The organism is Streptomyces gobiensis, from assembly GCF_021216675.1.
Taxonomy (GTDB): domain Bacteria; phylum Actinomycetota; class Actinomycetes; order Streptomycetales; family Streptomycetaceae; genus Streptomyces; species Streptomyces gobiensis.
In genome coordinates this window covers 528,131-548,269 of the sequence record NZ_CP086120.1, presented here as the reverse complement: position 1 = coordinate 548,269, position 20,139 = coordinate 528,131, and the positions used below count along the sequence as shown (strand labels likewise).

The window sequence follows — 20,139 nt, the reverse complement described above, 5'->3', positions numbered from 1 at the left end:
CACCGAGATGTGACCGGAACCGGGGCTCGTACGGCGCACTGACGCGTCGTACGAGCCCCGTTCCGTGCAGGGCCTTCACTCAAGGAGTCAGTAACCATGAAGACGATTGACGAGCTCGTCGAAGAGGGCGTCGCCGGACAACGAGTCTTCGTCCGGGCCGACCTCAATGTTCCGCTCGACGGGGATTCCATCACCGACGACGGCCGCATTCGCGCCGCCGTCCCGACCATCACCAAGCTCGCCGAAGCGGGCGCCAAGGTGATCGTCGCCTCTCATCTGGGCCGCCCCAAGGGCGCCCCGGACCCGCAGTTCTCGCTCGCCCCGGTGGCGAAGCGGCTCGGTGAGCTCCTCGGTAAGGACGTCGCCTTCGCGACCGACACCGTAGGGGACAGCGCGAAGGCCACCGTCGCCTCCCTCGGCGACGGCGGGGTCACGCTGCTGGAGAACCTTCGCTTCAACGCCGGTGAGACGGCCAAGGACGACGCCGAGCGCGGCGCCTTCGCTGATGAGCTGGCCGCCCTGGCAGACGCCTATGTGGGCGACGGCTTCGGCGCGGTGCACCGCAAGCACGCCTCCGTCTATGACCTCCCGGCCCGGCTGCCGCACGCCGCGGGCGGCCTGATCGCCACCGAGGTCGAGGTACTCAAGAAGCTCACCGAGGACGTCCAGCGTCCCTACGCGGTGGTGCTCGGCGGTGCCAAGGTCTCCGACAAGCTCGCGGTGATCGAACACTTGCTGGAGAAGGCTGACCGCATCCTCATCGGCGGCGGCATGGCGTACACCTTCCTCAAGGCCCAGGGCCATGAGGTCGGCGGGTCGCTGCTTCAGGAGGACCAGATCCCGGCGGTCCAGGGCTACCTCAAGCGGGCCAGGGAACGCGGTGTGGAGTTCGTGCTCCCCGTCGATGTGCTGGCCGCGACGGAGTTCCCGGACCTCAAGACCAAGGCCCCCGCCCACCCCACGGCCATCCCCGCGGACGCCATTCCGGCCGATCTGCAGGGACTGGACATCGGCCCGGAGACCCATAAGCTCTACGCCGCGAAGCTCGCCGACGCGGCCACCGTCTTCTGGAACGGCCCGATGGGTGTCTTTGAGCACCCCGACTACGCCGAGGGCACCAAGGCCGTTGCCCAGGCTCTGCTCGACAGCCCTGCCTTTACGGTCGTGGGCGGTGGCGACAGCGCCGCCGCGGTCCGGATTCTGGGCTTCGACGAAAATGCTTTCGGCCATATCTCGACCGGCGGTGGCGCCAGCCTCGAATACCTCGAGGGCAAGACGCTCCCCGGCCTCGCCGCACTGGAGGACTGACCCCACATGGCAGCTGACATTTCCCAGGGCCGCAAGCCCCTGATGGCAGGCAACTGGAAGATGAACCTCAACCACCTTGAGGCCATCGCCCATGTACAGAAGCTCGCCTTCGCCCTGTCGGACAAGGACTACGACGCCGTTGAGGTCGCCGCCCTGGTGCCCTTCACCGATCTGCGCTCCGTGCAGACCCTGGTCGACGGTGACAAGCTGAAGATCAAGTACGGTGCCCAGGACATCTCGGAACATGACTCCGGCGCGTACACCGGTGAGATCTCCGGCGCGATGCTGGCCAAGCTGAAGTGCGGCTATGTCGCCATCGGCCACTCCGAGCGCCGCCAGTACCACGGCGAGAACGAGGAGATCTGCAACGGCAAGGTGAAGGCCGCCTTCAAGCACGATCTGACCCCGATCCTGTGCGTCGGTGAGGGCCTGGACGTCCGTAAGGCGGGAAATCAGGTCTCCCACACCCTCGCCCAGGTCGACGGGGCACTGAAGGACATTCCGGCCGACCAGGCCGAGACCATCGTGATCGCCTATGAGCCGGTATGGGCCATCGGTACCGGTGAGGTCGCCACCCCCGGGGACGCCCAGGAGGTCTGCGGGGCGATCCGCGGCCGGCTGGCTGAGCTGTACAGCAAGGATCTGGCCGAAAAGGTCCGTATCCAGTACGGCGGCTCGGTGAAGTCCGGCAACGTCGCGGCGATCATGGCCCAGCCCGATATCGATGGCGCCCTGGTCGGCGGTGCGGCACTGGACGCGGACGAGTTTGTCAAGATCGTCCGCTTCCGTGATCAGTAACAGCTAGGCCGACGGGGCCATCCCGTCGTACCCTGTCGGGGTCGGGCACCGGTGTACGGCCCCGACAGTTCCTCCAAACCGTCACCATCAAGAGTCCGAGAGAGTTGGTCCAGCCGTGGAAATGGGGTTTACCATCGCCCTCATCGTCTTCAGCCTGCTGCTGATGCTGCTGGTGCTGATGCACAAGGGGAAGGGCGGCGGCCTCTCCGACATGTTCGGTGGCGGCATGCAGTCGTCTGTCGGCGGCTCCTCGGTCGCTGAGCGCAACCTCGACCGCATCACCATCGTGGTCGGCCTCATCTGGTTCGGTATCATCGTGGCGCTTGGCATCATGATGAAGACGTCATGAAGGCGTTGGACGGCTGACACAGCGTCGTACTCCCTGCCTATCATGAGGCTCGCGTCCCTCGGTGGGGGGTAACTCCCATCAGCGGACGCGCGTTGGGCCTTACATACACTAGGGCGCCCGCAGCGGAGCTGCTTTCGACGCTTCGCAGCACCATGAGGCAGGGAGTTACAACCGTGGCAAGTGGCAACGCGATCCGGGGAAGCCGGGTCGGAGCGGGGCCGATGGGGGAGGCCGAGCGGGGCGAGTCCGCGCCGCGTCTCCGGATCTCCTTCTGGTGCTCGAATGGGCACGAGACCCAGCCCAGCTTCGCCAGTGATGCGCAAATTCCGGAGACTTGGGACTGCCCGCGGTGCGGCTTCCCGGCAGGCAAGGACCGGGACAGCCCGCCGGACCCACCGCGTACGGAACCGTACAAAACGCATCTCGCCTATGTGCGGGAGAGGCGCAGTGACGCCGACGGCGAGGCCATTCTCGCCGAGGCGCTGGCCAAGCTCCGGGGCGAGATCTGACCGGTGCCTGAGCGAGAGACGAACGGCCTGGCCGCGTACCCCTAGGGAGTGCGCGGCCAGGCCGTTTCTCTATTAAGTTGGGGAGCTGGCGGGGCACGGACGAGAAGAATGGGCTGAATTCGCAGATGAACGCAGTAGGCGCGGCAGGCCGTACTGGCTCGGCTGATCACGAACGGCTCGACCGGATGCCGGAGTGGATCGCACTGGCCAAGCACCGCGAGCAGCTCGGGGAGGTGCGGCTGCGCGACCTGTTCGCGGACGACGCGCGCAGGGGCGAGCGGTACCAGCTCCAGGTCGGTGATCTGCATCTCGACTACGCCAAGCATCTGGTCACCGATGAGACGCTGCGGCTGCTGCGGGAGCTGGCCGGGGCCGCGGGAGTCGCGGAGCTGCGGGACGCGATGTTCCGCGGCGAGAAGATCAACGTCACCGAGCGGCGGGCCGTGCTGCACACCGCGCTGCGGGCCCCGCGCGACGCGGTGATCGAGGTCGACGGCGAGAATGTGGTGCCGGGCGTGCACGCGGTGCTGGACAAGATGAGCTCCTTCGCTGACGCGGTCCGCTCCGGCGACTGGGTGGGCTCCACCGGCCGACGGATCAGGAACGTTGTCAATATCGGCATCGGCGGCTCGGATCTGGGCCCGGCCATGGCCTATGAGGCGCTGCGGCCCTTCACCACGCGCGAGCTGACCTTCCGGTTTGTGTCGAATGTGGACGGTGCGGATCTGCATGAGGCGGTACGGGATCTGGACCCGGCCGAGACACTGTTCATCGTCGCCTCGAAGACCTTCACCACCATTGAGACGATCACCAACGCGAAGTCGGCCCGCCGGTGGCTGCTGGACGGGCTGGACGGCGACACCTCGGCGGTGGGCTTCCACTTCATCGCGCTGTCGACAAACGCGGAGAAAGTCGCCGAATTCGGTATCGATACCGCGCATATGTTTGAGTTCTGGGACTGGGTCGGCGGGCGCTACTCGTTTGACTCGGCCATTGGGCTCTCGCTGATGATCGCTATCGGCCCGGAGCGCTTCCGGGAGATGCTGGACGGCTTCCGGCTGATGGACGAGCATTTCCGTACCGCACCGGCGGAGGCCAACGCGCCCCTGCTGCTCGGCCTGTTGGGTGTCTGGTACGGCGGCTTCCATGCGGCACAATCGCATGCGGTACTGCCATACAGCCACTATCTCTCCAAATTCACCGCATACTTGCAGCAGTTGGATATGGAGTCCAACGGCAAGTCCGTGGACCGGCAGGGCAAGCCGGTGAACTGGCAGACCGGGCCGGTCGTCTGGGGTACACCCGGCACCAATGGCCAGCACGCCTACTTCCAGCTGCTGCACCAGGGCACCAAGATGATCCCGGCCGACCTCATCGGCTTCGCCGCGCCGGTGGCGCAGCTGGGCCCGCTGCGGGAACAGCACGATCTGCTGATGGCCAATCTCTTCGCCCAGGGTCAGGCGCTGGCCTTCGGTAAGACGGCAGAGGAGGTACGGGCCGAGGGGGTCGCCGAGGAGCAGGTGCCACACCGCACCTTCCGGGGCAACCACCCGACGACGACGATCCTGGCGACCGGGCTCACGCCGTCCGTACTGGGCCAGCTGATCGCGCTCTACGAGCACAAAGTCTTTGTACAGGGCGCGATCTGGGACATCGACTCCTTCGACCAGTGGGGCGTTGAGCTGGGCAAGGTCCTCGCCAAGCGGATCGAGCCCGCGCTGACGGAAGGGGCGGCGGTCGAGGGCCTTGACGGCTCCACGCGTGCGCTGGTCGCCCGCTACCGGGAGCTGCGCGGGCGCCGCTGAAGCGTGGGGCACCCCTCGTGAAAACAGGCACAAGCTCCCGCCTACCATGGATCCGTGCTGACCCCCCTCGCCTGTATCGCCCAGCGCTGGACTCCGTCCCAGCGCACTGTGCGGCGCGCTGCCCTGTCCGCGCTTCTGATGAGCGTGATCATTGTGATCACCGGTGGGGCGGTGCGGCTGACGGGCTCCGGGCTCGGCTGCGACACCTGGCCGAAGTGCACCGACGACAGCCTGTTCGCCACCCCGGAGATGGGCCTGCACGGTGCCATTGAGTTCGGCAACCGGATGCTGACGTATGTGCTGTGCGCGGCGGTCGGCTGGGCGATCGTCGCGGCACGCGCCGCGAAGCCACGGCGGCCGACGCTGTCCCGGCTGGCCTGGGCCCAGTTCTGGGTCGTCATGGGCAACGCGGTCCTCGGCGGCGTCACCGTGCTGACCGGCCTCAACCCGTATATCGTCGCCGGGCACTTTCTGCTCGCCACCTCACTGATCACCGTCGCGCTGATCACCTGGCAGCGCGCCCGGGAGGGTGACGCCCCGCCGCGTCCGCTGGTGGGGCGTCGCCTCAAGCAGCTGGCGGTGGCGCTGACGGTCGCGGCCGCGGCTCTTGTCGTGGTGGGCACCGTGGTCACCGGTGCGGGGCCGCACGCGGGCGATGGTGGCGAGGTGGAGCGGATCCGGGTGGGGTGGGAGACCATCACCCGGGTGCATGCCTCTCTGGCCTGGGTTGTGGTCGTGCTGACCCTGGCGCTGTGGCTCTTGCTGCGTGTCCTGGATGCTCCGCCCGGGCCCCGGGCCCGGACCCGGGAGCTGATGCTGGTGCTGGCCTCCCAGATGGTGATTGGTTACGCCCAGTACTTCTCGGATGTCCCCGAGCTGCTGGTGGGCCTGCACCTGCTCGGCTCCTGTCTGGTCTGGATCGCGGTCCTCCGCGTGCTGCTCTCGCTGCGCGAGCGCAGCACGCTCCCGGCTACCGCCGCCCCCGCTGCCCCCTCCGCTGTCCCGGTGGCTCTCCCCTAACCCGGCCCCTTCCCGAAACTGGTGTCTACCGCCCCCAGACCCCCGAGGTGTTGTGGGCACCCGTGCCGCCCGAGGGGCGGCATGGGTGGGCACAACACCGGGCCACCCGCCCGCATCGGGCCAACCCCGGGGCCCCGGGGCGGAGCCCCGGTTTCCGGGAAGGGGCGGGATACGGGGAACCCCACCCACGGCACCCGGAGCCGGGCGGAGTCCCGCCACGCGGCGGAGCCGCATATCGGCACAGCGGGAAGGGGAGGGATATACGGGGACACACCCACCGGCCGGGGGGCCGTCAGGCGGCATCCAGCGCGTAGACGCGCCGTGCCGTGCCGCCAGCCACCCTCGCGGCGATCCGTTCCGCGTCCCCTCTACCGCAGCAGCCATCCGTGACCCAGTCATCAAGCAGCCGCTTCATCGCGCCGGTGAAGAGCCGGGCACCCACCACGTACAGCTCGGGCAGCGCGCGGGCGCCGGTGGAGAAGAGCAGCTTGCCGAAGGGCGCCTCTGCCAGGGTCTCCGCGGGGCGTGGCCCGATATCGGCGTAGACATGCGGGAAGGCGGCGGCCAGCTGGGCCGCGCGGCGGTGGTGAGGGGCGCGGGGCAGCAGGATCACGGTGGCGCCCAGGCCGCTGGTGGCGTGGAGAAAACCGGTCAGCGGTGAGGGGTCGGCGCAGTGCAGCTGGACCGGCCGGCCGGTGGTCAGGGCGCTCCACAGCAGATGGCGGACCAGGACCGGCTCCAGCCGCCGCTGCCGGTCGCGCAGCCAGCGCCCAACGGCCCGGTGTACTTCGGGGAGCTCGGGCGCGCTCTCCTCAAGAAAACCGTCTCCGGAGACAAAGGCGATCGCCTCGCGAGCGGCGGCGTACAGCGCCTCGGCAGTGTTGGTGAGGAAGGAGCCGACCGTTCCGGAGGTATCAGCGATCTGGGCGGCGAGCTGACGCAGACAGACCGCCTCGTGGGCCCGCGCCTCGGCGGCGGAAGCCAACTCGTCCGGGGTGGTGAGCTCGCCGGAGGCGTCCGGGTCGGGGCCGACGAGATAGGTGCCGATGCCGCTGCCGCGCAGCAGCGCTCGCGCGGCGCTGTAGGCGCCCAGCTCCCGGCGGCGGGCCAGATAACGGACGGGCGTGCAGTGCTGCTCCAGCCCGAGCAGCGGCGGGCACCAGCGCCGTACGGCGAGGCCGAGGCGGCTGTCGAAGAAGGTGCTTCCAGCGGGCGGGGGCGCCGCCCCGCCACCCGTGGCAGCGGCCAGCTGGGCCTCGAACGTCCCCAGCCCCAGTTCCCCGTGCAGGGCACCACGGCTGTACTGATCGACGAGGGGCTCCATGACCGGACTAACGCCCGGGGGCACCGTCAGGTATTGCTCGGGCCCCCGAGCTGGCTTCCCGCCATCCTCGACCACTCATAGGGGCCCGTCTTCACCTTCGCGGCCATCTCTCCGTCGAAGGTCTCACGGAGAGAGATTCCGGCCTGCCGCACCGCCTGTTCGGCGATCTCCCGGCTGGTGGCCATCAGATCGCCCCACTCCCCGTTCTCGCCGACGAGAGCGATACGGGCGCCGGTCTGACCGGTGTACGAGATCTGGCCCTCCGCGCTGCCGCCGTGGCTCTCGGCGAACGCGGTGATCTGCTTGGCGAGCCGTGCCGCCTCGTGCTGGGCCTGCTTCGTGTCTGCCATAAACAGGATGCTACCCGCAGGTAGATCAACTGGCGACGGGAGCCGCGGGTGGCTTCCGCCACCCCTTCCTGACGGCGTCCTCGCTCCGTCGGCGGTGGCTGGGCGCCGGTACCGGGCGCGGGTGGGTAGCTGCCCCCGATCCCCTCCCCCCAGTTTCCTGCAACCGCCCCCGTGACTAGCGGAGGAAGGGGTCGACGGCTACCGCTACGAAGAGCAGGGACACGTAGGTGATCGACCAGTGGAAGAGCCGCATCTCCTTGAGTTTCGCACCCGTCGCCCCCGCCTTGGCGCGGGCCTGCAGCGCATGGGCCTCCCAGAGCCACCAGCCGCCCGCGGCCAGTGCCACCAGGGGGTAGAACCAGCCGACGTAGCCCAGGGGCCACAGGGCTAGCGAGACCGCGACCATGACCCAGCTGTAGATAACGATCTGCTTGGCCACATCCCGGTTGGAGGCGATGACCGGAAGCATCGGGACGCCGACCCGGGCGTAGTCGTCCTTCACCTTCATCGACAGCGGCCAGTAGTGTGGCGGCGTCCAGAAGAAGATGACCAGGAAGAGGACGAGGGCGGCCCAGGAAATCGTGTTGGTCACGGCCGACCAGCCGATGAAGACGGGCATACAGCCCGCGATGCCGCCCCAGACGATGTTCTGTGAGGTGCGGCGCTTGAGCCACATCGTGTAGACGATGACGTAGAAGAGCAGGGCGCCCAGCGAGAGCGCGGCGGAGAGCCAGTTGACCAGCAGGCCGAACCAGAGCGTGGAGACGGCGGCGAGGGTGAGGCCGAAGACCAGGCCCTCGCGCGGCGAGACCATGCCGGTGACCAGTGGCCGCTGCGAGGTGCGGGACATCAGCGCGTCGATGTCACGGTCGATGTACATATTGAGCGCGTTGGCGCCGCCCGCCGACATATAGCCGCCCAGGCAGGTCGCGAGCACCAGCCAGAGATTGGGCACACCCTCGGCCGCCAGGAACATCACCGGGATAGTGGTGATCAGCAGCAGCTCGATGATGCGGGGCTTGGTCAGAGCGATGAACGCCTTGACCCGGGCACTGAACGGCCGGCGTACCGGGCTCGAATCGAGCTCCCCCACAGCCCTCCGGGTAGGGGAGGTATCCCCACCCGAGGGACGGGATTCGACGGCCGTCACGAACACCCCTGATCACAAATGACATGCGCGGCTGGCGCCATGTGGGAACAAACGAGCACCGGCGTGAAGGCCCGGTAAAGACTCGCACGTACCACGCCACTTTAGACGTTGGCCTTACGCCACCCGCTTCGGGGGTGGGTCGTGTTGGGCGGTGGGGGAAGCCGGGCAGGTCCCGGGCGTTCCGGCGGGGCGATAAGGGAATAAACGCCCGTTGGCTTTTGGTTGCCCTGGGCGTCGGGTGCCCACAGGGCGAACACTCGAAAGAGTGCACCTCTTATCAGGGGTAGGCTCGACAAGGCCCGGTGAGGGACAGGTCACCGGCTTTCGTTTTGTGGAGAGGAGCCCTGAGTCAGGGTGAGCACCAAGCCGACCACCACAGAGTTCGAGTGGACCGATCTGGACCAGCGTGCCGTCGATACCGTCCGGGTCCTTGCAATGGATTCCGTGCAGAAGGTCGGTAACGGCCACCCGGGCACGGCGATGAGTCTGGCCCCGGCCGCGTATGTGCTGTTCCAGAAGCTGATGCGGCACGACCCGGCCGACCCCCAGTGGACGGGGCGGGACCGCTTCGTGCTCTCGGCGGGACACTCCAGCCTGACCTTGTACATCCAGCTCTACCTGGCTGGATACGGTCTGGAGCTGGATGATCTGAAGTCCTTCCGTACCTGGGGCAGCAAGACCCCGGGCCACCCGGAGTTCGGGCACACGGTCGGCGTCGAGACCACCACCGGGCCGCTGGGTCAGGGCATCGCCAACGCGGTGGGCATGGCGATGGCCACCCGCTACGAGCGCGGTCTGTTCGACCCGCAGACCCCCAGGGGCGAGGCCCCCTTCGACCACACCATCTGGGTCATCGCCGGTGACGGCTGTCTGCAGGAGGGCGTCTCCGGCGAGGCTTCCTCGCTCGCCGGGCACCAGAAGCTGGGCAATCTGGTCCTGCTGTGGGATGACAATCACATCTCCATCGAGGGAGACACCGAGACCGCCGTCTCCGAGGACGTGCTGAAGCGGTACGAGGCGTACGGCTGGCATGTGCAGCGGGTCGACCAGGCACCCAACGGCGACCTGGACCCCCAGGGCCTGTTCACGGCGCTGAAGGCGGCACGGGACGAGACCGAGCGTCCGTCGATCATCGCGGCCCGCTCGATCATCGCCTGGCCCGCCCCCGGGGCGCAGAACACCGAGGCCGCGCACGGCTCCGCGCTGGGCGCCGAGGAGGTCGCCGAGACCAAGAAGGTGCTCGGCTTCGACCCCGCTCTGGACTTCCAGGTCGAGGAGCGCGTGCTGACGCACACCCGGCAGGCCATCGACCGGGGCCGTGAGGCGCACGCCGAGTGGGACAAGGAGCTGGCCGCCTGGCGCAGCGCCAATCTGGAGCGGGCCGCGGAGTTCGACCGTATCCAGGCAGGCGAGCTGCCGGAGGGCTGGGAGGAGGTCCTGCCCACCTTCGAACCGGGCAAGGACGTCGCCACCCGCAAGGCCTCCGGTGCGGTGCTCAAGGCGCTGGGCCCGGTCGTACCCGAGCTGTGGGGCGGCTCCGCCGACCTCGCGGGCTCGAACAACACCACGATCGAGAACACCTCGTTCCTCCCCGCGGACAACCCGCTGCCCGGCGCCGACCCCTACGGCCGCACCGTGCACTACGGCATCCGCGAGCACGCCATGGGCGCGACCATGAACGGCATCGCGCTGCACGGCAACACCCGGATCTACGGCGGCACCTTCCTCGTCTTCTCGGACTACATGCGCCCGGCCGTGCGGCTGGCCGCGCTGATGAAGACGCCGGTCACCTATGTGTGGACCCATGACTCCATCGGCCTGGGCGAGGACGGCCCAACCCATCAGCCGGTCGAGCACCTGTCCGCGCTGCGTGCCATCCCGGGCCTGAACATTGTCCGCCCGGCCGACGCCAATGAGACCGTCATCGCCTGGCGAGAGGTCCTCAAGCGGCACAGCGACAGGCCCGCCCCGCACGGCATCGCGCTCACCCGGCAGAACGTGCCGACCTACAGCGCCAATGACGACGCGGCCAAGGGCGGCTATGTGCTGTTCGAGGCCGAGGGCGGCGACGCCCAGGTCATACTGATGGGCACGGGCTCCGAGGTGCAGCTCGCCGTCGAGGCCCGGGAGCAGCTGCAGGCCGCCGGAATCCCCACCCGGGTGGTCTCCATGCCCTGTGTGGAGTGGTTCGAGGAGCAGGACCAGGCGTACCGGGACTCGGTGCTGCCGCCGTCGGTCAAGGCCCGTGTCGCGGTTGAGGCCGGGATCGCGCAGAGCTGGTACCGATATGTAGGTGAGGCCGGCCGGATCGTGTCCCTTGAGCACTTCGGTGCGTCGGCTGACTACAAGGTGCTGTTCCAGGAGTTCGGCCTGACCGGTGACGCGGTGGCCGACGCCGCCCGGGACTCGCTTGAATCTGTCGCAGGGCCAGCGGCCGCCGCGCGCTGACGCCCGTATTCGAACCACCGTAGGAGATGCAAACCCCATGACAGACGCTTTGCAGCGCCTCTCGGAAGAGGGCGTCGCGATCTGGCTGGACGACCTGTCGCGCGAGCGCATCACGTCCGGCAATCTCGCTGAGCTCCTTGACCAGCAGTATGTTGTCGGAGTCACCACCAACCCGTCGATCTTCCAGAAGGCGATCTCGGGTGGCGGTGATGGATATGAGCAGCAGCTGGCGGATCTCGCCTCGCGCGGTGTCACCGTCGACGAGGCGATCCGCATGATCACCACCGCCGATGTCCGGGACGCCGCCGACATCCTGCGGCCGGTCTTCGACGCCACCGGCGGCCGGGACGGCCGGGTCTCCATCGAGGTCGACCCGCGGTTGGCCCACAAGACCGGGCCCACCGTCGCGGAGGCCAAGCAGCTGTCCTGGCTGGTCGACCGGCCCAACACCCTGATCAAGATCCCTGCCACCAAGGCGGGCCTTCCGGCGATCACCGAGGTGATCTCCAAGGGCATCAGCGTCAATGTCACGCTGATCTTCTCGCTGGAGCGCTACCGCGAGGTCATGGACGCCTATCTGGCCGGTCTGGAGAAGGCCGATGCCAGGGGCCTGGACGTCTCCACGATCCATTCGGTGGCGTCCTTCTTTGTCTCCCGGGTCGACACCGAGATCGACAAGCGCCTGGACGCGCTGGGCACCACGGAGGCCAAGGCACTCAAGGGCAAGGCGGCCCTCGCCAATGCCCGGCTCGCCTACCAGGCGTACGAGGAGTTCATCGCCTCCGACCGCTGGGAGGCGCTGGCCGCCAAGGGCGCCAACCCGCAGCGGCCGCTGTGGGCCTCGACCGGCGTAAAGGACCCGGCCTACCCGGACACCCTCTACGTCACCGAGCTGGTCGCCCCGGGCACGGTCAACACCATGCCGGAAGCCACGCTGGAGGCCACCGGCGACCACGGTGAGATCACCGGGGACACCGTCCGTGGCCGTTATGACCAGGCGCGAGCCGACCTGGACGCCCTCGCGGAGCTGGGCATCTCCTACGACGAGGTCGTCCAGCTGCTGGAGGAGGAGGGCGTCGACAAGTTCGAGGTTTCCTGGAACGACCTGCTGGAATCCACCAAGGCCGAGCTGGGGCGCCTCACCCCGAAGGAGGCGTAACGGCGGTGACCAGCGCAGCCAATCCGCTGCGTGACGCTCAGGACCGACGGCTCCCGCGTATCGCGGGGCCGTCGGGACTGGTGATTTTTGGTGTCACGGGCGATTTGTCACGTAAAAAGCTGATGCCCGCCGTTTACGATCTCGCCAACCGCGGACTCCTCCCACCGGGCTTCTCCCTTATCGGTTTCGCCCGCCGCGACTGGGAGCACGAGGACTTCGCACAGGTCGTCCATGACGCGGTCAAACAGCACGCCCGCACCCCCTTCCGGGAAGAGGTCTGGCAGCAGCTGGCCGAGGGCATGCGCTTCGTACCCGGCGTCTTCGATGACGATGAGGCGTTCCAGAAGCTCAAGGGCACCATCGAAGAGCTGGACAAGGTCCGGGGCACCGGCGGCAACTTCGCCTTCTATCTCTCGGTGCCGCCCAGGTTCTTCCCCACCGTCGTACAGCAGCTCAAGAAGCACCAGCTCTCCGACGCCCCCGAGAGCTCCTGGCGACGCGCGGTCGTCGAGAAGCCCTTCGGCCACGATCTGGCCAGCGCCCAGGAGCTCAACCAGGTCGTACACGGGGTCTTCCGGGCCAGCGAGGTCTTCCGGATCGACCACTACCTCGGCAAGGAGACCGTCCAGAACATCCTGGCGCTGCGCTTCGCCAATACGATGTTCGAGCCGCTGTGGAACCGCTCGTATGTGGACCATGTGCAGATCACCATGGCCGAGGACATCGGTATCGGCGGCCGCGCGGGCTACTACGACGGCATCGGCTCCGCCCGTGACGTCATCCAGAACCACCTCCTGCAGCTTCTCGCGCTGACCGCCATGGAGGAGCCCGCCTCCTTCGACGCCAAGGCACTGGTCACCGAGAAGCTGAAGGTGCTGAACGCCGTACGGCTGCCCGAGGACCTGGGCAGGCACACCGTGCGCGGGCAGTACGCGGAGGGCTGGCAGGGCGGCGAGATGGTGCCCGGCTATCTGGAGGAAGAGGGCATCGACCCCGCCTCGAAGACCGACACCTACGCCGCGATCAAGCTGGAGATCGACAACCGCCGCTGGGCGGGCGTCCCCTTCTATCTGCGCACCGGCAAGCGGCTCGGCCGCCGGGTCACCGAGATCGCCGTGGTCTTCCAGCGCGCGCCCTACTCCCCGTTCGACACCACCGATACTCAGGAGCTGGGCCAGAACGCCCTGGTCATCCGGGTGCAGCCGGACGAGGGCGTCACCATCCGGTTCGGCTCCAAGGTGCCCGGCACCTCGATGGAGATCCGTGATGTGACGATGGACTTCGCCTATGGTGAGTCCTTCACGGAGACCAGCCCGGAAGCGTATGAGCGCCTGATCCTCGATGTGCTGCTGGGCGACGCCAACCTCTTCCCGCGCCATCAGGAGGTTGAGCGGTCCTGGGAGATCCTTGATCCGATCGAGGAGTACTGGGAAAAGAACGGCAAGCCCGAGCCGTACACCGCCGGGACCTGGGGACCCGCGGCGGCCGACGAGATGCTCGCACGCGACGGTAGGAGCTGGCGGCGGCCATGAACATCGACCTCACGGACACCACCTCCGGCCAGATCAACGCGGCTCTGGTGAAGGCGCGGCGGGCAGCCGGGTTCCCGGCCGTCGGCATGGTGCTGACCCTCGTCATCGTCACGGACGAGGGCAACCACTACGACGCGCTGCGGGCCGCCAGCGACGCGTCCAAGGAGCACCCCTCCCGGACCCTCGTCGTCATCCGGCGTCCCGGCCGCTCACCGCGTGACCGCGCTCAGGCACGGCTCGACGCCGAAGTACGGCTGGGCGGGGAGACCGGCACCGGGGAAACCGTCCTGCTGCGGCTGCACGGTGAGCTGGCCGCGCACGCCTACAGCGTGGTGCTGCCGCTGCTGCTGCCGGACGCCCCGGTGGTCGTCTGGTGGCCGGAGGACGCACCGCGGAACCCCTCCAGGGATCTGCTCGGCACCCTCGCCCAGCGCCGTATCACCGATGCCGCGGCCACCGAGGACCCGGTCGCGGCCCTTGGGCTGCGCGCGGAGAACTACGCACCGGGCGATACGGACCTGGCCTGGACCCGGGTGACGCCCTGGCGCAGTGTGCTCGCCTCGGCGCTGGACCAGCGGCACAGCCGGATCAACTCCGCGGTGGTCGAGGGCGAGGAGTACAACCCCAGCACCGAACTGCTGGCGCTGTGGCTGGCCGACCGGCTGCGGGTCCCGGTGGAGCGGGTGGTCTCCAGGGGCCCCGGCATCACGGCGGTCCGGCTGGTCACCGACGAGGGGGAGATCTGCCTGGACCGGCCCCATGGCCAGCTGGCCGAGCTGGCCGTGCCGGGGCAGCCGGACCGGCATGTGGCGCTGCACCGGCGGTCGACCGCCGAGCTGATCGCGGAGGAGCTGCGCCGGCTCGACCCGGACGAGGCGTATCAGCACGCCCTCTGCTACGGGGTGAGCAAGCTCGTCCTGACACCTCAGCCTCAACCTCAACCCGAAGCCGGAAGGTGACCGCCCCATGACCACCACGCCCCAGGTCGTGGTCCACCACGGGAAAGAGGAGATGGCCCGGGCCACGGCGGCCCGGCTGATCACTACGGTCGTGGAGGCCCAGACCTCCCGTGGCACCGCCTCGGTGGTGCTGACCGGTGGCCGTAACGGCAATGGGGTGCTCGCGGCGGTGGCCGCCTCCCCGGCCCGTAGCGCGGTGGACTGGTCCCGGCTCGACCTGTGGTGGGGCGATGAGCGGTTCCTGCCGGACGGTGACCCGGAGCGCAACTGCACCCAGGCCCGGGAGGTCCTGCTGGACGCTGTGCCGCTCGACCCGTCCCGGGTGCATGCCATGCCGCCCTCGGACGGCCCGTACGGTGACAACGCCGAGGCGGCGGCGGAGGCCTATGCGGCCGAGCTCGCAGCGGCCTCCCAAGGCCACGGCCACGGTCCCGTGCCGTCCTTCGATGTCCTGCTGCTGGGCGTTGGCCCCGATACGCATGTGGCCTCGCTCTTTCCGGAGCTGCCGGGGGTACGGGAGACCGAGCGCACCGTCGTCGGTGTGCATGGCGCGCCCAAGCCGCCGCCGACCCGGGTCTCGCTGACGCTGCCCGCGATCCGTGCGGCTCGCGAGGTCTGGCTGCTGGCGGCCGGGGAGGACAAGGCGAACGCGGTGGCCATCGCGCTGTCGGGGGCGGGCGAGATTCAGGCGCCGGCGGCGGGGGCGTATGGGCAGGCCCGCACGCTGTGGCTGCTGGACGAGGCGGCAGCCTCCCTTTCTTAACGGCGTCCTCGCATTGTTCGGCCCCAGGGGGCCTCACAAGCTTCGGACGCCTGCGCCGGACTCCGTCCGTCGGGTGGTGGTTGGGCGCCGTTGCCGGAGGTGGGAGTCCCCTAACCCGGCCCCTTCCCGAAACTGGGGGCTGCCGCCCCCAGCCCCCCACCCCGTGTTGTGCCCACCCACAGCCCCCGGACCTCACCCTGTTGTGGGCACTCGGGCCGCCCGAGGGGCGGCACGGGTGGGCACAACACCCGGCCACCGGCCCGCACCGAGCCACCCCCCGGGGCCCGGGGCGAAGCCCCGGTTTACGGGAAGGGGCGGGATACGGGGAAACCCACCCACGGCACCCCGCAGCCGGGCGAAGCCCCGCCACGCGGCGGAGCCGCGTGTTGGTGCCGCCGGGAAGGGGCGGGATACGGCGGCGCCCACCTACGGCACCCCCGCAGCCGGGAAGGGACGGGGTACGGGGGCACCCGCCCACGGCAGCCTCTCGCCGGGGCGGAGCCCCGCCATGCGGCGGAGCCGCATATCGGTTCACTCCCAGCGGAAGTAGCGGGCCGCAGCGGTAAGCGCCGCGGCCGCCCACGCCGCAAGAATGGCGAGGCTGGACCAGGGCAGGCCGGCACCGTCCTGGAGCACCGTGCGCAAACCGTCCGACAGCGCGGAGACCGGCAGCAGCTCAAGCACCGCCCGCAGCGGCTCAGGGAACTTCTGCAGCGGCACGATCACCCCGCCCCCGATCAGCAGCAGGATGAAGACGAGGTTCGCCGCGGCCAGCGTGGCCTCGGCCTTCAGCGTCCCGGCCATCAGCAGCCCCAGCCCGGAGAAGGCGGCGGTGCCCGCCAGGAGCAGCAGGAGGACGGCAGCGGCTCCGGCCAGGCCGCCCCGCGGCGACCAGCCCAGCGCGAGGGCGACCGAAGCCAGCAGCACCACCTGCAGCACCTCGATGACCAGCACCGAGCAGGTCTTGGCCGCCATCAGCCCCCAGCGCGGCAGCGGCGAAGCGGCCAGCCGCTTGAGCACGCCGTAGCGGCGCTCAAAACCGGTCGAGATGGCCTGCCCGGTGAAAGCGGTGGAGAGCACCGCCAGCGCCAGAATGCCGGGCGCCAGGAAATCGACACGCCTGCCTTCCCCGGTATCGACGATGTCCACCGCGCTGAAAAGCACCAGCAGCAGCGTCGGGATGACCACGGTGAGCAGCAGCTGCTCGCCGTGGCGCAGCAGCATCCGGGTCTCCAGCGCGGCCTGCGCGGCGATCATCCGGCCGCGCGGCGCGGCGCCCGGCTTGGGGGCGTAGCGGCCCGTCGTCCCCGTCGTATCGGCGCTCACGCGCGCAGCTCCTTACCGGTCAGCTCCAGGAACACGTCCTCCAGGGTGTGCCGCTCCACCGAGATACGGTCCGGCATCACCCCGTTCTGCGCACACCAGGACGTCACGGTGGCGAGCAGCTGCGGGTCGACCGTGCCGGTCAGCCGGTAGGCGCCCGGGGTCAGCTCGGCGGCCGCGGTGTCCAGCGGCAGCGCCTTGAGCAGTGAGCCGAGGTCGAGCCCGGGGCGGCCGGTGAAGCGCAGCGTGTTCTCGGCGCCGCCACGGCACAGCTCCTCGGGGCCGCCCTGGGCGATGACCCTGCCCGCGTCGATGATCGCGACATCGTCGGCCAGCTCTTCGGCCTCGTCCATAAAGTGCGTGGTCAGCACGGTGGTGACGCCATCGGTGCGCAGCTCTCGCACCAGGTCCCAGGTGGCACGGCGTGCCTGTGGGTCCAGACCGGCGGTCGGCTCATCGAGGAAGACCAGCTCGGGGCGCCCCACGATGGCCATCGCCAGGGAGAGCCGCTGCTGCTGGCCGCCGGACAGCCGCCGGTAGGAGGTGCGGCCGCAGCCGCCAAGACCCAGCCGCTCGATCAGCGCGTCGACATCCAGCGGGTGGGCGTGCAGCTTCGCCATATGGCGGAGCATCTCCTCCGCCCGGGCCCCGGGGTAGACACCGCCGCTCTGCAGCATGACCCCGATCCGGGGGCGCAGCGCGGCCGCCTCGGTGACCGGGTCGAGGCCCAGTACCCGCACGGTGCCCGCGTCCGGACGGCGGTAGCCCTCACAGGTCTCGACCGTGGTGGTCTTTCCGGCGCCGTTGGGGCCCAGCACGGCGGTCACGGTGCCGTACCCGACGGTCAGATCCAGCCCGTTCACCGCGGTTTTCGACCCGTACCGCTTCACCAGCCCTGCGACCTCGAGAGCCGCCGTATTCCGCATATGGGCGAGTCTAGGGAGCCCGGGGTGGTGCTGGTTTCGCGGGGTATCTCCGGGGTTCCGTACCCGCTGGAAGTAAGGCTTGCCTTACGTGATGCACCCCATTCGTGCGGGTCAGGGCAGCACTTGCCCGGCTTCGCGGAATTACGCAACAATGGTGTTGTGAAAAACATGGGTGAAGCTCAGGAGACGCGGGTGGCCACTTCGGTCACCGGCGCTTCTGCTGTGCCCGCCGCGCTGGATGAGCAGCACGGCACCCGCAACAAGGTCGCGCGCTCCATCCTCGACCATGGTCCGTCCACGGCGGCCGAACTGGCGCAGCGCCTGGAGCTGACCCAGGCGGCGGTCCGCCGCCATCTGGACACTCTGGTCAGCGAGGGTGTCGTCGAGCCCCGTGCCAAGCGGGTCTACGGTTCCCGAGGCCGTGGCCGCCCCGCCAAGGTCTTCGCGCTCACCGATTGTGGCCGCGATGTCTTTGAGCAGGCATACGATGAGCTCGCGGCCGATGCCATGCGCTGGATCGCGCAGACGGCAGGCGGCGGCGAGCAGGGCGAGGCCGCCGTCACGGCCTTCGCCCGGGCCCGGGCGAAGGCTCAGGCCGAGCGCTATCAGGCGCGTATGGACCAGGCGGCCCCCGAGGACCGTACCCAGGCGCTGGCCGAGGCACTGACCGAGGACGGGTACGCTGCCGCTGCGCGGAGTGCGCCCGCTTCCATCGGTGAGCAGCTCTGCCAGCACCACTGCCCGGTGGCGCACGCCGCTGAGCAGTTCCCGCAGCTGTGCGAGGCGGAGACTGAGGTCTTCTCCCGTCTGCTGGGCACCCATGTGCAGCGTCTGGCCACCATCGCCCACGGCGATGGGGTGTGCACGACGTTCATCCCCAAGACCACCGCCCCGAAAAAGACCACCGGAACCACCACAGCATCCGCAAGCACAGCCGGGAGGAACCCCGCATGACTCTCCCCACGGAGACTGCCCACCCTGAGCTCGAGGGCCTGGGCAACTACGAGTACGGCTGGGCCGACTCCGACGCGGCCGGCGCCGCGGCCAAGCGCGGCCTCTCCGAGGAGGTCGTCCGCGACATCTCGGCCAAGAAGTCCGAGCCGGAGTGGATGCTGAAGCTCCGCCTGAAGGGCCACAAGCTCTTCGGGAAGAAGCCCATGCCGAACTGGGGCGCGGACCTCTCCGGCATCGACTTCGACAACATCAAGTACTTCGTACGGTCCACCGAGAAGCAGGCACAGTCCTGGGAGGACCTGCCCGAGGACATCAAGAACACCTACGACAAGCTGGGCATCCCGGAGGCCGAGAAGCAGCGCCTGGTCGCCGGTGTCGCCGCCCAGTACGAGTCCGAGGTGGTCTACCACCAGATCCGTGAGGACCTGGAGCAGCAGGGCGTCCTCTTCCTGGACACCGACACGGCGCTCAGGGAGCACCCGGAGCTCTTCCAGGAGCACTTCGGCACCGTGATCCCGGCCGGTGACAACAAGTTCGCCGCGCTGAACACCGCCGTGTGGTCCGGCGGCTCCTTCATCTATGTTCCGCCGGGTGTGCACGTCGACATTCCGCTGCAGGCCTACTTCCGGATCAACACCGAGAACATGGGCCAGTTCGAGCGGACGCTGATCATCGTCGACGAGGACGCCTACGTTCACTACGTCGAGGGCTGCACCGCACCGATCTACAACTCGGACTCGCTGCACTCCGCGGTCGTCGAGATCATCGTGAAGAAGGGCGGCCGCTGCCGCTACACGACGATCCAGAACTGGTCGAACAACGTCTACAACCTGGTCACCAAGCGCGCCGTGGCCTACGAGGGCGCGACCATGGAGTGGGTCGACGGCAACCTCGGCTCCAAGGTCACCATGAAGTACCCGGCTGTTTACCTGATGGGTGAGCACGCCAAGGGCGAGACTCTTTCGGTCGCCTTCGCGGGCGAGGGCCAGCACCAGGACGCCGGCGCCAAGATGGTGCACATGGCGCCCAACACCTCCTCGAACATCGTCTCCAAGTCGGTGGCCCGGGGCGGTGGCCGCACCTCCTACCGTGGTCTGATCGAGATCGGCGAGGGCGCTGCAGGCTCCAAGTCCAATGTCCTGTGTGACGCGCTGCTGGTCGACACCATCTCGCGCTCGGACACCTACCCGTACGTCGATGTCCGCGAGGACGATGTGACGATGGGCCATGAGGCGACCGTCTCCAAGGTCAGCGACGACCAGCTCTTCTACCTGATGAGCCGCGGCCTGGCCGAGGACGAGGCGATGGCGATGATCGTGCGCGGTTTTGTCGAGCCGATCGCCAAGGAGCTGCCCATGGAGTACGCGCTGGAGCTGAACCGGCTGATCGAGCTGCAGATGGAGGGCGCGGTCGGCTGACGCCTTCCGTCACCCCCGTAACTCCGCGTCCCTTCCCTGACCTA

At 68.8% G+C, this 20,139-nt stretch carries 18 protein-coding genes; 13 read left to right on the top strand and 5 right to left on the bottom strand.

What is annotated here, in order from left to right:
* Positions 1-96 precede the first annotated feature (96 nt).
* The 6 genes from test1122_RS02640 to test1122_RS02615 all read left to right on the top strand — a co-directional run bounded on the left by test1122_RS02640 (position 97) and on the right by test1122_RS02615 (position 5,789).
* On the top strand, positions 97-1,308 hold the full coding sequence (locus test1122_RS02640; protein ID WP_232267532.1) for a phosphoglycerate kinase: 1,212 nt from the start codon (positions 97-99) through the stop codon (positions 1,306-1,308).
* Positions 1,309-1,314: 6 nt separating this feature from the next.
* Positions 1,315-2,106, top strand: a complete 792-nt coding sequence (tpiA, locus tag test1122_RS02635) for a triose-phosphate isomerase (protein WP_232267531.1) — start codon at positions 1,315-1,317, stop codon at positions 2,104-2,106.
* A gap of 121 nt (positions 2,107-2,227) precedes the next feature.
* On the top strand, positions 2,228-2,455 hold the full coding sequence (gene secG / locus test1122_RS02630) for a preprotein translocase subunit SecG (RefSeq protein ID WP_232271724.1): 228 nt from the start codon (positions 2,228-2,230) through the stop codon (positions 2,453-2,455).
* 173 nt (positions 2,456-2,628) lie between these two features.
* Positions 2,629-2,964, top strand: a complete 336-nt coding sequence (locus test1122_RS02625) for an RNA polymerase-binding protein RbpA (protein WP_277879789.1) — start codon at positions 2,629-2,631, stop codon at positions 2,962-2,964.
* Positions 2,965-3,089: 125 nt separating this feature from the next.
* Positions 3,090-4,769: a glucose-6-phosphate isomerase gene (gene pgi, locus test1122_RS02620; protein ID WP_232267530.1), complete on the top strand. Its 1,680-nt coding sequence runs from the start codon at positions 3,090-3,092 to the stop codon at positions 4,767-4,769.
* A 54-nt stretch (positions 4,770-4,823) separates the two neighbouring features.
* Positions 4,824-5,789, top strand: coding sequence for a COX15/CtaA family protein (locus test1122_RS02615; RefSeq protein ID WP_232267529.1), 966 nt, complete (start codon positions 4,824-4,826; stop codon positions 5,787-5,789).
* A 292-nt stretch (positions 5,790-6,081) separates the two neighbouring features.
* Here test1122_RS02615 and test1122_RS02610 read toward each other — a convergent pair whose 3' ends face one another.
* From test1122_RS02610 to test1122_RS02600, 3 genes are all read right to left on the bottom strand, one after another.
* A complete protein-coding gene (locus test1122_RS02610) occupies positions 6,082-7,113 on the bottom strand; it encodes an amidohydrolase (RefSeq protein ID WP_232267528.1) in 1,032 nt (343 codons plus the stop codon).
* Between the two features lie 26 nt (positions 7,114-7,139).
* Positions 7,140-7,463, bottom strand: a complete 324-nt coding sequence (locus test1122_RS02605; RefSeq protein WP_232267527.1) for a hypothetical protein — start codon at positions 7,461-7,463, stop codon at positions 7,140-7,142.
* A 175-nt stretch (positions 7,464-7,638) separates the two neighbouring features.
* The gene (locus test1122_RS02600) at positions 7,639-8,613 is read right to left on the bottom strand and encodes a heme o synthase (protein ID WP_422396907.1); all 975 of its coding nucleotides are present in this window, start codon (positions 8,611-8,613) and stop codon (positions 7,639-7,641) included.
* Positions 8,614-8,967: 354 nt separating this feature from the next.
* Here test1122_RS02600 and tkt point away from each other — a divergent pair, with 354 nt between their 5' ends.
* From tkt to pgl, 5 genes are read left to right on the top strand one after another with little or no spacing between them, the layout of a single operon-like run.
* A complete protein-coding gene (gene tkt / locus test1122_RS02595; RefSeq protein WP_232267525.1) occupies positions 8,968-11,061 on the top strand; it encodes a transketolase in 2,094 nt (697 codons plus the stop codon).
* A 37-nt stretch (positions 11,062-11,098) separates the two neighbouring features.
* Positions 11,099-12,220: a transaldolase gene (gene tal, locus test1122_RS02590; protein WP_232267524.1), complete on the top strand. Its 1,122-nt coding sequence runs from the start codon at positions 11,099-11,101 to the stop codon at positions 12,218-12,220.
* A gap of 5 nt (positions 12,221-12,225) precedes the next feature.
* Positions 12,226-13,752, top strand: coding sequence for a glucose-6-phosphate dehydrogenase (gene zwf, locus test1122_RS02585; RefSeq protein ID WP_232267523.1), 1,527 nt, complete (start codon positions 12,226-12,228; stop codon positions 13,750-13,752).
* The gene (opcA, locus tag test1122_RS02580) at positions 13,749-14,711 is read left to right on the top strand and encodes a glucose-6-phosphate dehydrogenase assembly protein OpcA (RefSeq protein ID WP_232267522.1); all 963 of its coding nucleotides are present in this window, start codon (positions 13,749-13,751) and stop codon (positions 14,709-14,711) included. The genes zwf and opcA overlap by 4 nt, the downstream gene beginning before the upstream one ends.
* 7 nt (positions 14,712-14,718) lie before the next feature.
* Positions 14,719-15,474, top strand: a complete 756-nt coding sequence (gene pgl / locus test1122_RS02575; RefSeq protein ID WP_232267521.1) for a 6-phosphogluconolactonase — start codon at positions 14,719-14,721, stop codon at positions 15,472-15,474.
* 531 nt (positions 15,475-16,005) lie between these two features.
* On the opposite strand, the gene test1122_RS02570 is transcribed toward pgl, so the two are convergent.
* Both test1122_RS02570 and test1122_RS02565 read right to left on the bottom strand, forming a co-directional pair.
* On the bottom strand, positions 16,006-16,731 hold the full coding sequence (locus tag test1122_RS02570; RefSeq protein WP_232271722.1) for an ABC transporter permease: 726 nt from the start codon (positions 16,729-16,731) through the stop codon (positions 16,006-16,008).
* A gap of 65 nt (positions 16,732-16,796) precedes the next feature.
* The gene (locus tag test1122_RS02565) at positions 16,797-17,723 is read right to left on the bottom strand and encodes an ABC transporter ATP-binding protein (protein ID WP_232267520.1); all 927 of its coding nucleotides are present in this window, start codon (positions 17,721-17,723) and stop codon (positions 16,797-16,799) included.
* Positions 17,724-17,882: 159 nt separating this feature from the next.
* Here test1122_RS02565 and test1122_RS02560 point away from each other — a divergent pair, with 159 nt between their 5' ends.
* Both test1122_RS02560 and sufB read left to right on the top strand, forming a co-directional pair.
* A complete protein-coding gene (locus test1122_RS02560) occupies positions 17,883-18,677 on the top strand; it encodes a helix-turn-helix transcriptional regulator (protein ID WP_422396906.1) in 795 nt (264 codons plus the stop codon).
* Positions 18,674-20,095: a Fe-S cluster assembly protein SufB gene (gene sufB / locus test1122_RS02555; protein WP_232267518.1), complete on the top strand. Its 1,422-nt coding sequence runs from the start codon at positions 18,674-18,676 to the stop codon at positions 20,093-20,095. Before test1122_RS02560 ends, sufB begins: the two co-directional genes overlap by 4 nt.
* Positions 20,096-20,139: the final 44 nt, after the last annotated feature.

What these genes read in the sequence shown, in the direction of transcription:
- pgi (WP_232267530.1), top strand. Translation starts at nt 3,090, where the DNA reads ATGAACGCAGTAGGCGCGGCAGGCCGTACTGGCTCGGCTGATCACGAA.
- test1122_RS02570 (WP_232271722.1), bottom strand. Translation starts at nt 16,731, where the DNA reads ATGATCGCCGCGCAGGCCGCGCTGGAGACCCGGATGCTGCTGCGCCAC.
- secG (WP_232271724.1), top strand. Translation starts at nt 2,228, where the DNA reads ATGGGGTTTACCATCGCCCTCATCGTCTTCAGCCTGCTGCTGATGCTG.
- sufB (WP_232267518.1), top strand. Translation starts at nt 18,674, where the DNA reads ATGACTCTCCCCACGGAGACTGCCCACCCTGAGCTCGAGGGCCTGGGC.
- test1122_RS02640 (WP_232267532.1), top strand. Translation starts at nt 97, where the DNA reads ATGAAGACGATTGACGAGCTCGTCGAAGAGGGCGTCGCCGGACAACGA.
- test1122_RS02565 (WP_232267520.1), bottom strand. Translation starts at nt 17,723, where the DNA reads ATGCGGAATACGGCGGCTCTCGAGGTCGCAGGGCTGGTGAAGCGGTAC.
- opcA (WP_232267522.1), top strand. Translation starts at nt 13,749, where the DNA reads ATGAACATCGACCTCACGGACACCACCTCCGGCCAGATCAACGCGGCT.
- tal (WP_232267524.1), top strand. Translation starts at nt 11,099, where the DNA reads ATGACAGACGCTTTGCAGCGCCTCTCGGAAGAGGGCGTCGCGATCTGG.
- tpiA (WP_232267531.1), top strand. Translation starts at nt 1,315, where the DNA reads ATGGCAGCTGACATTTCCCAGGGCCGCAAGCCCCTGATGGCAGGCAAC.
- test1122_RS02610 (WP_232267528.1), bottom strand. Translation starts at nt 7,113, where the DNA reads ATGGAGCCCCTCGTCGATCAGTACAGCCGTGGTGCCCTGCACGGGGAA.
- test1122_RS02605 (WP_232267527.1), bottom strand. Translation starts at nt 7,463, where the DNA reads ATGGCAGACACGAAGCAGGCCCAGCACGAGGCGGCACGGCTCGCCAAG.
- pgl (WP_232267521.1), top strand. Translation starts at nt 14,719, where the DNA reads ATGACCACCACGCCCCAGGTCGTGGTCCACCACGGGAAAGAGGAGATG.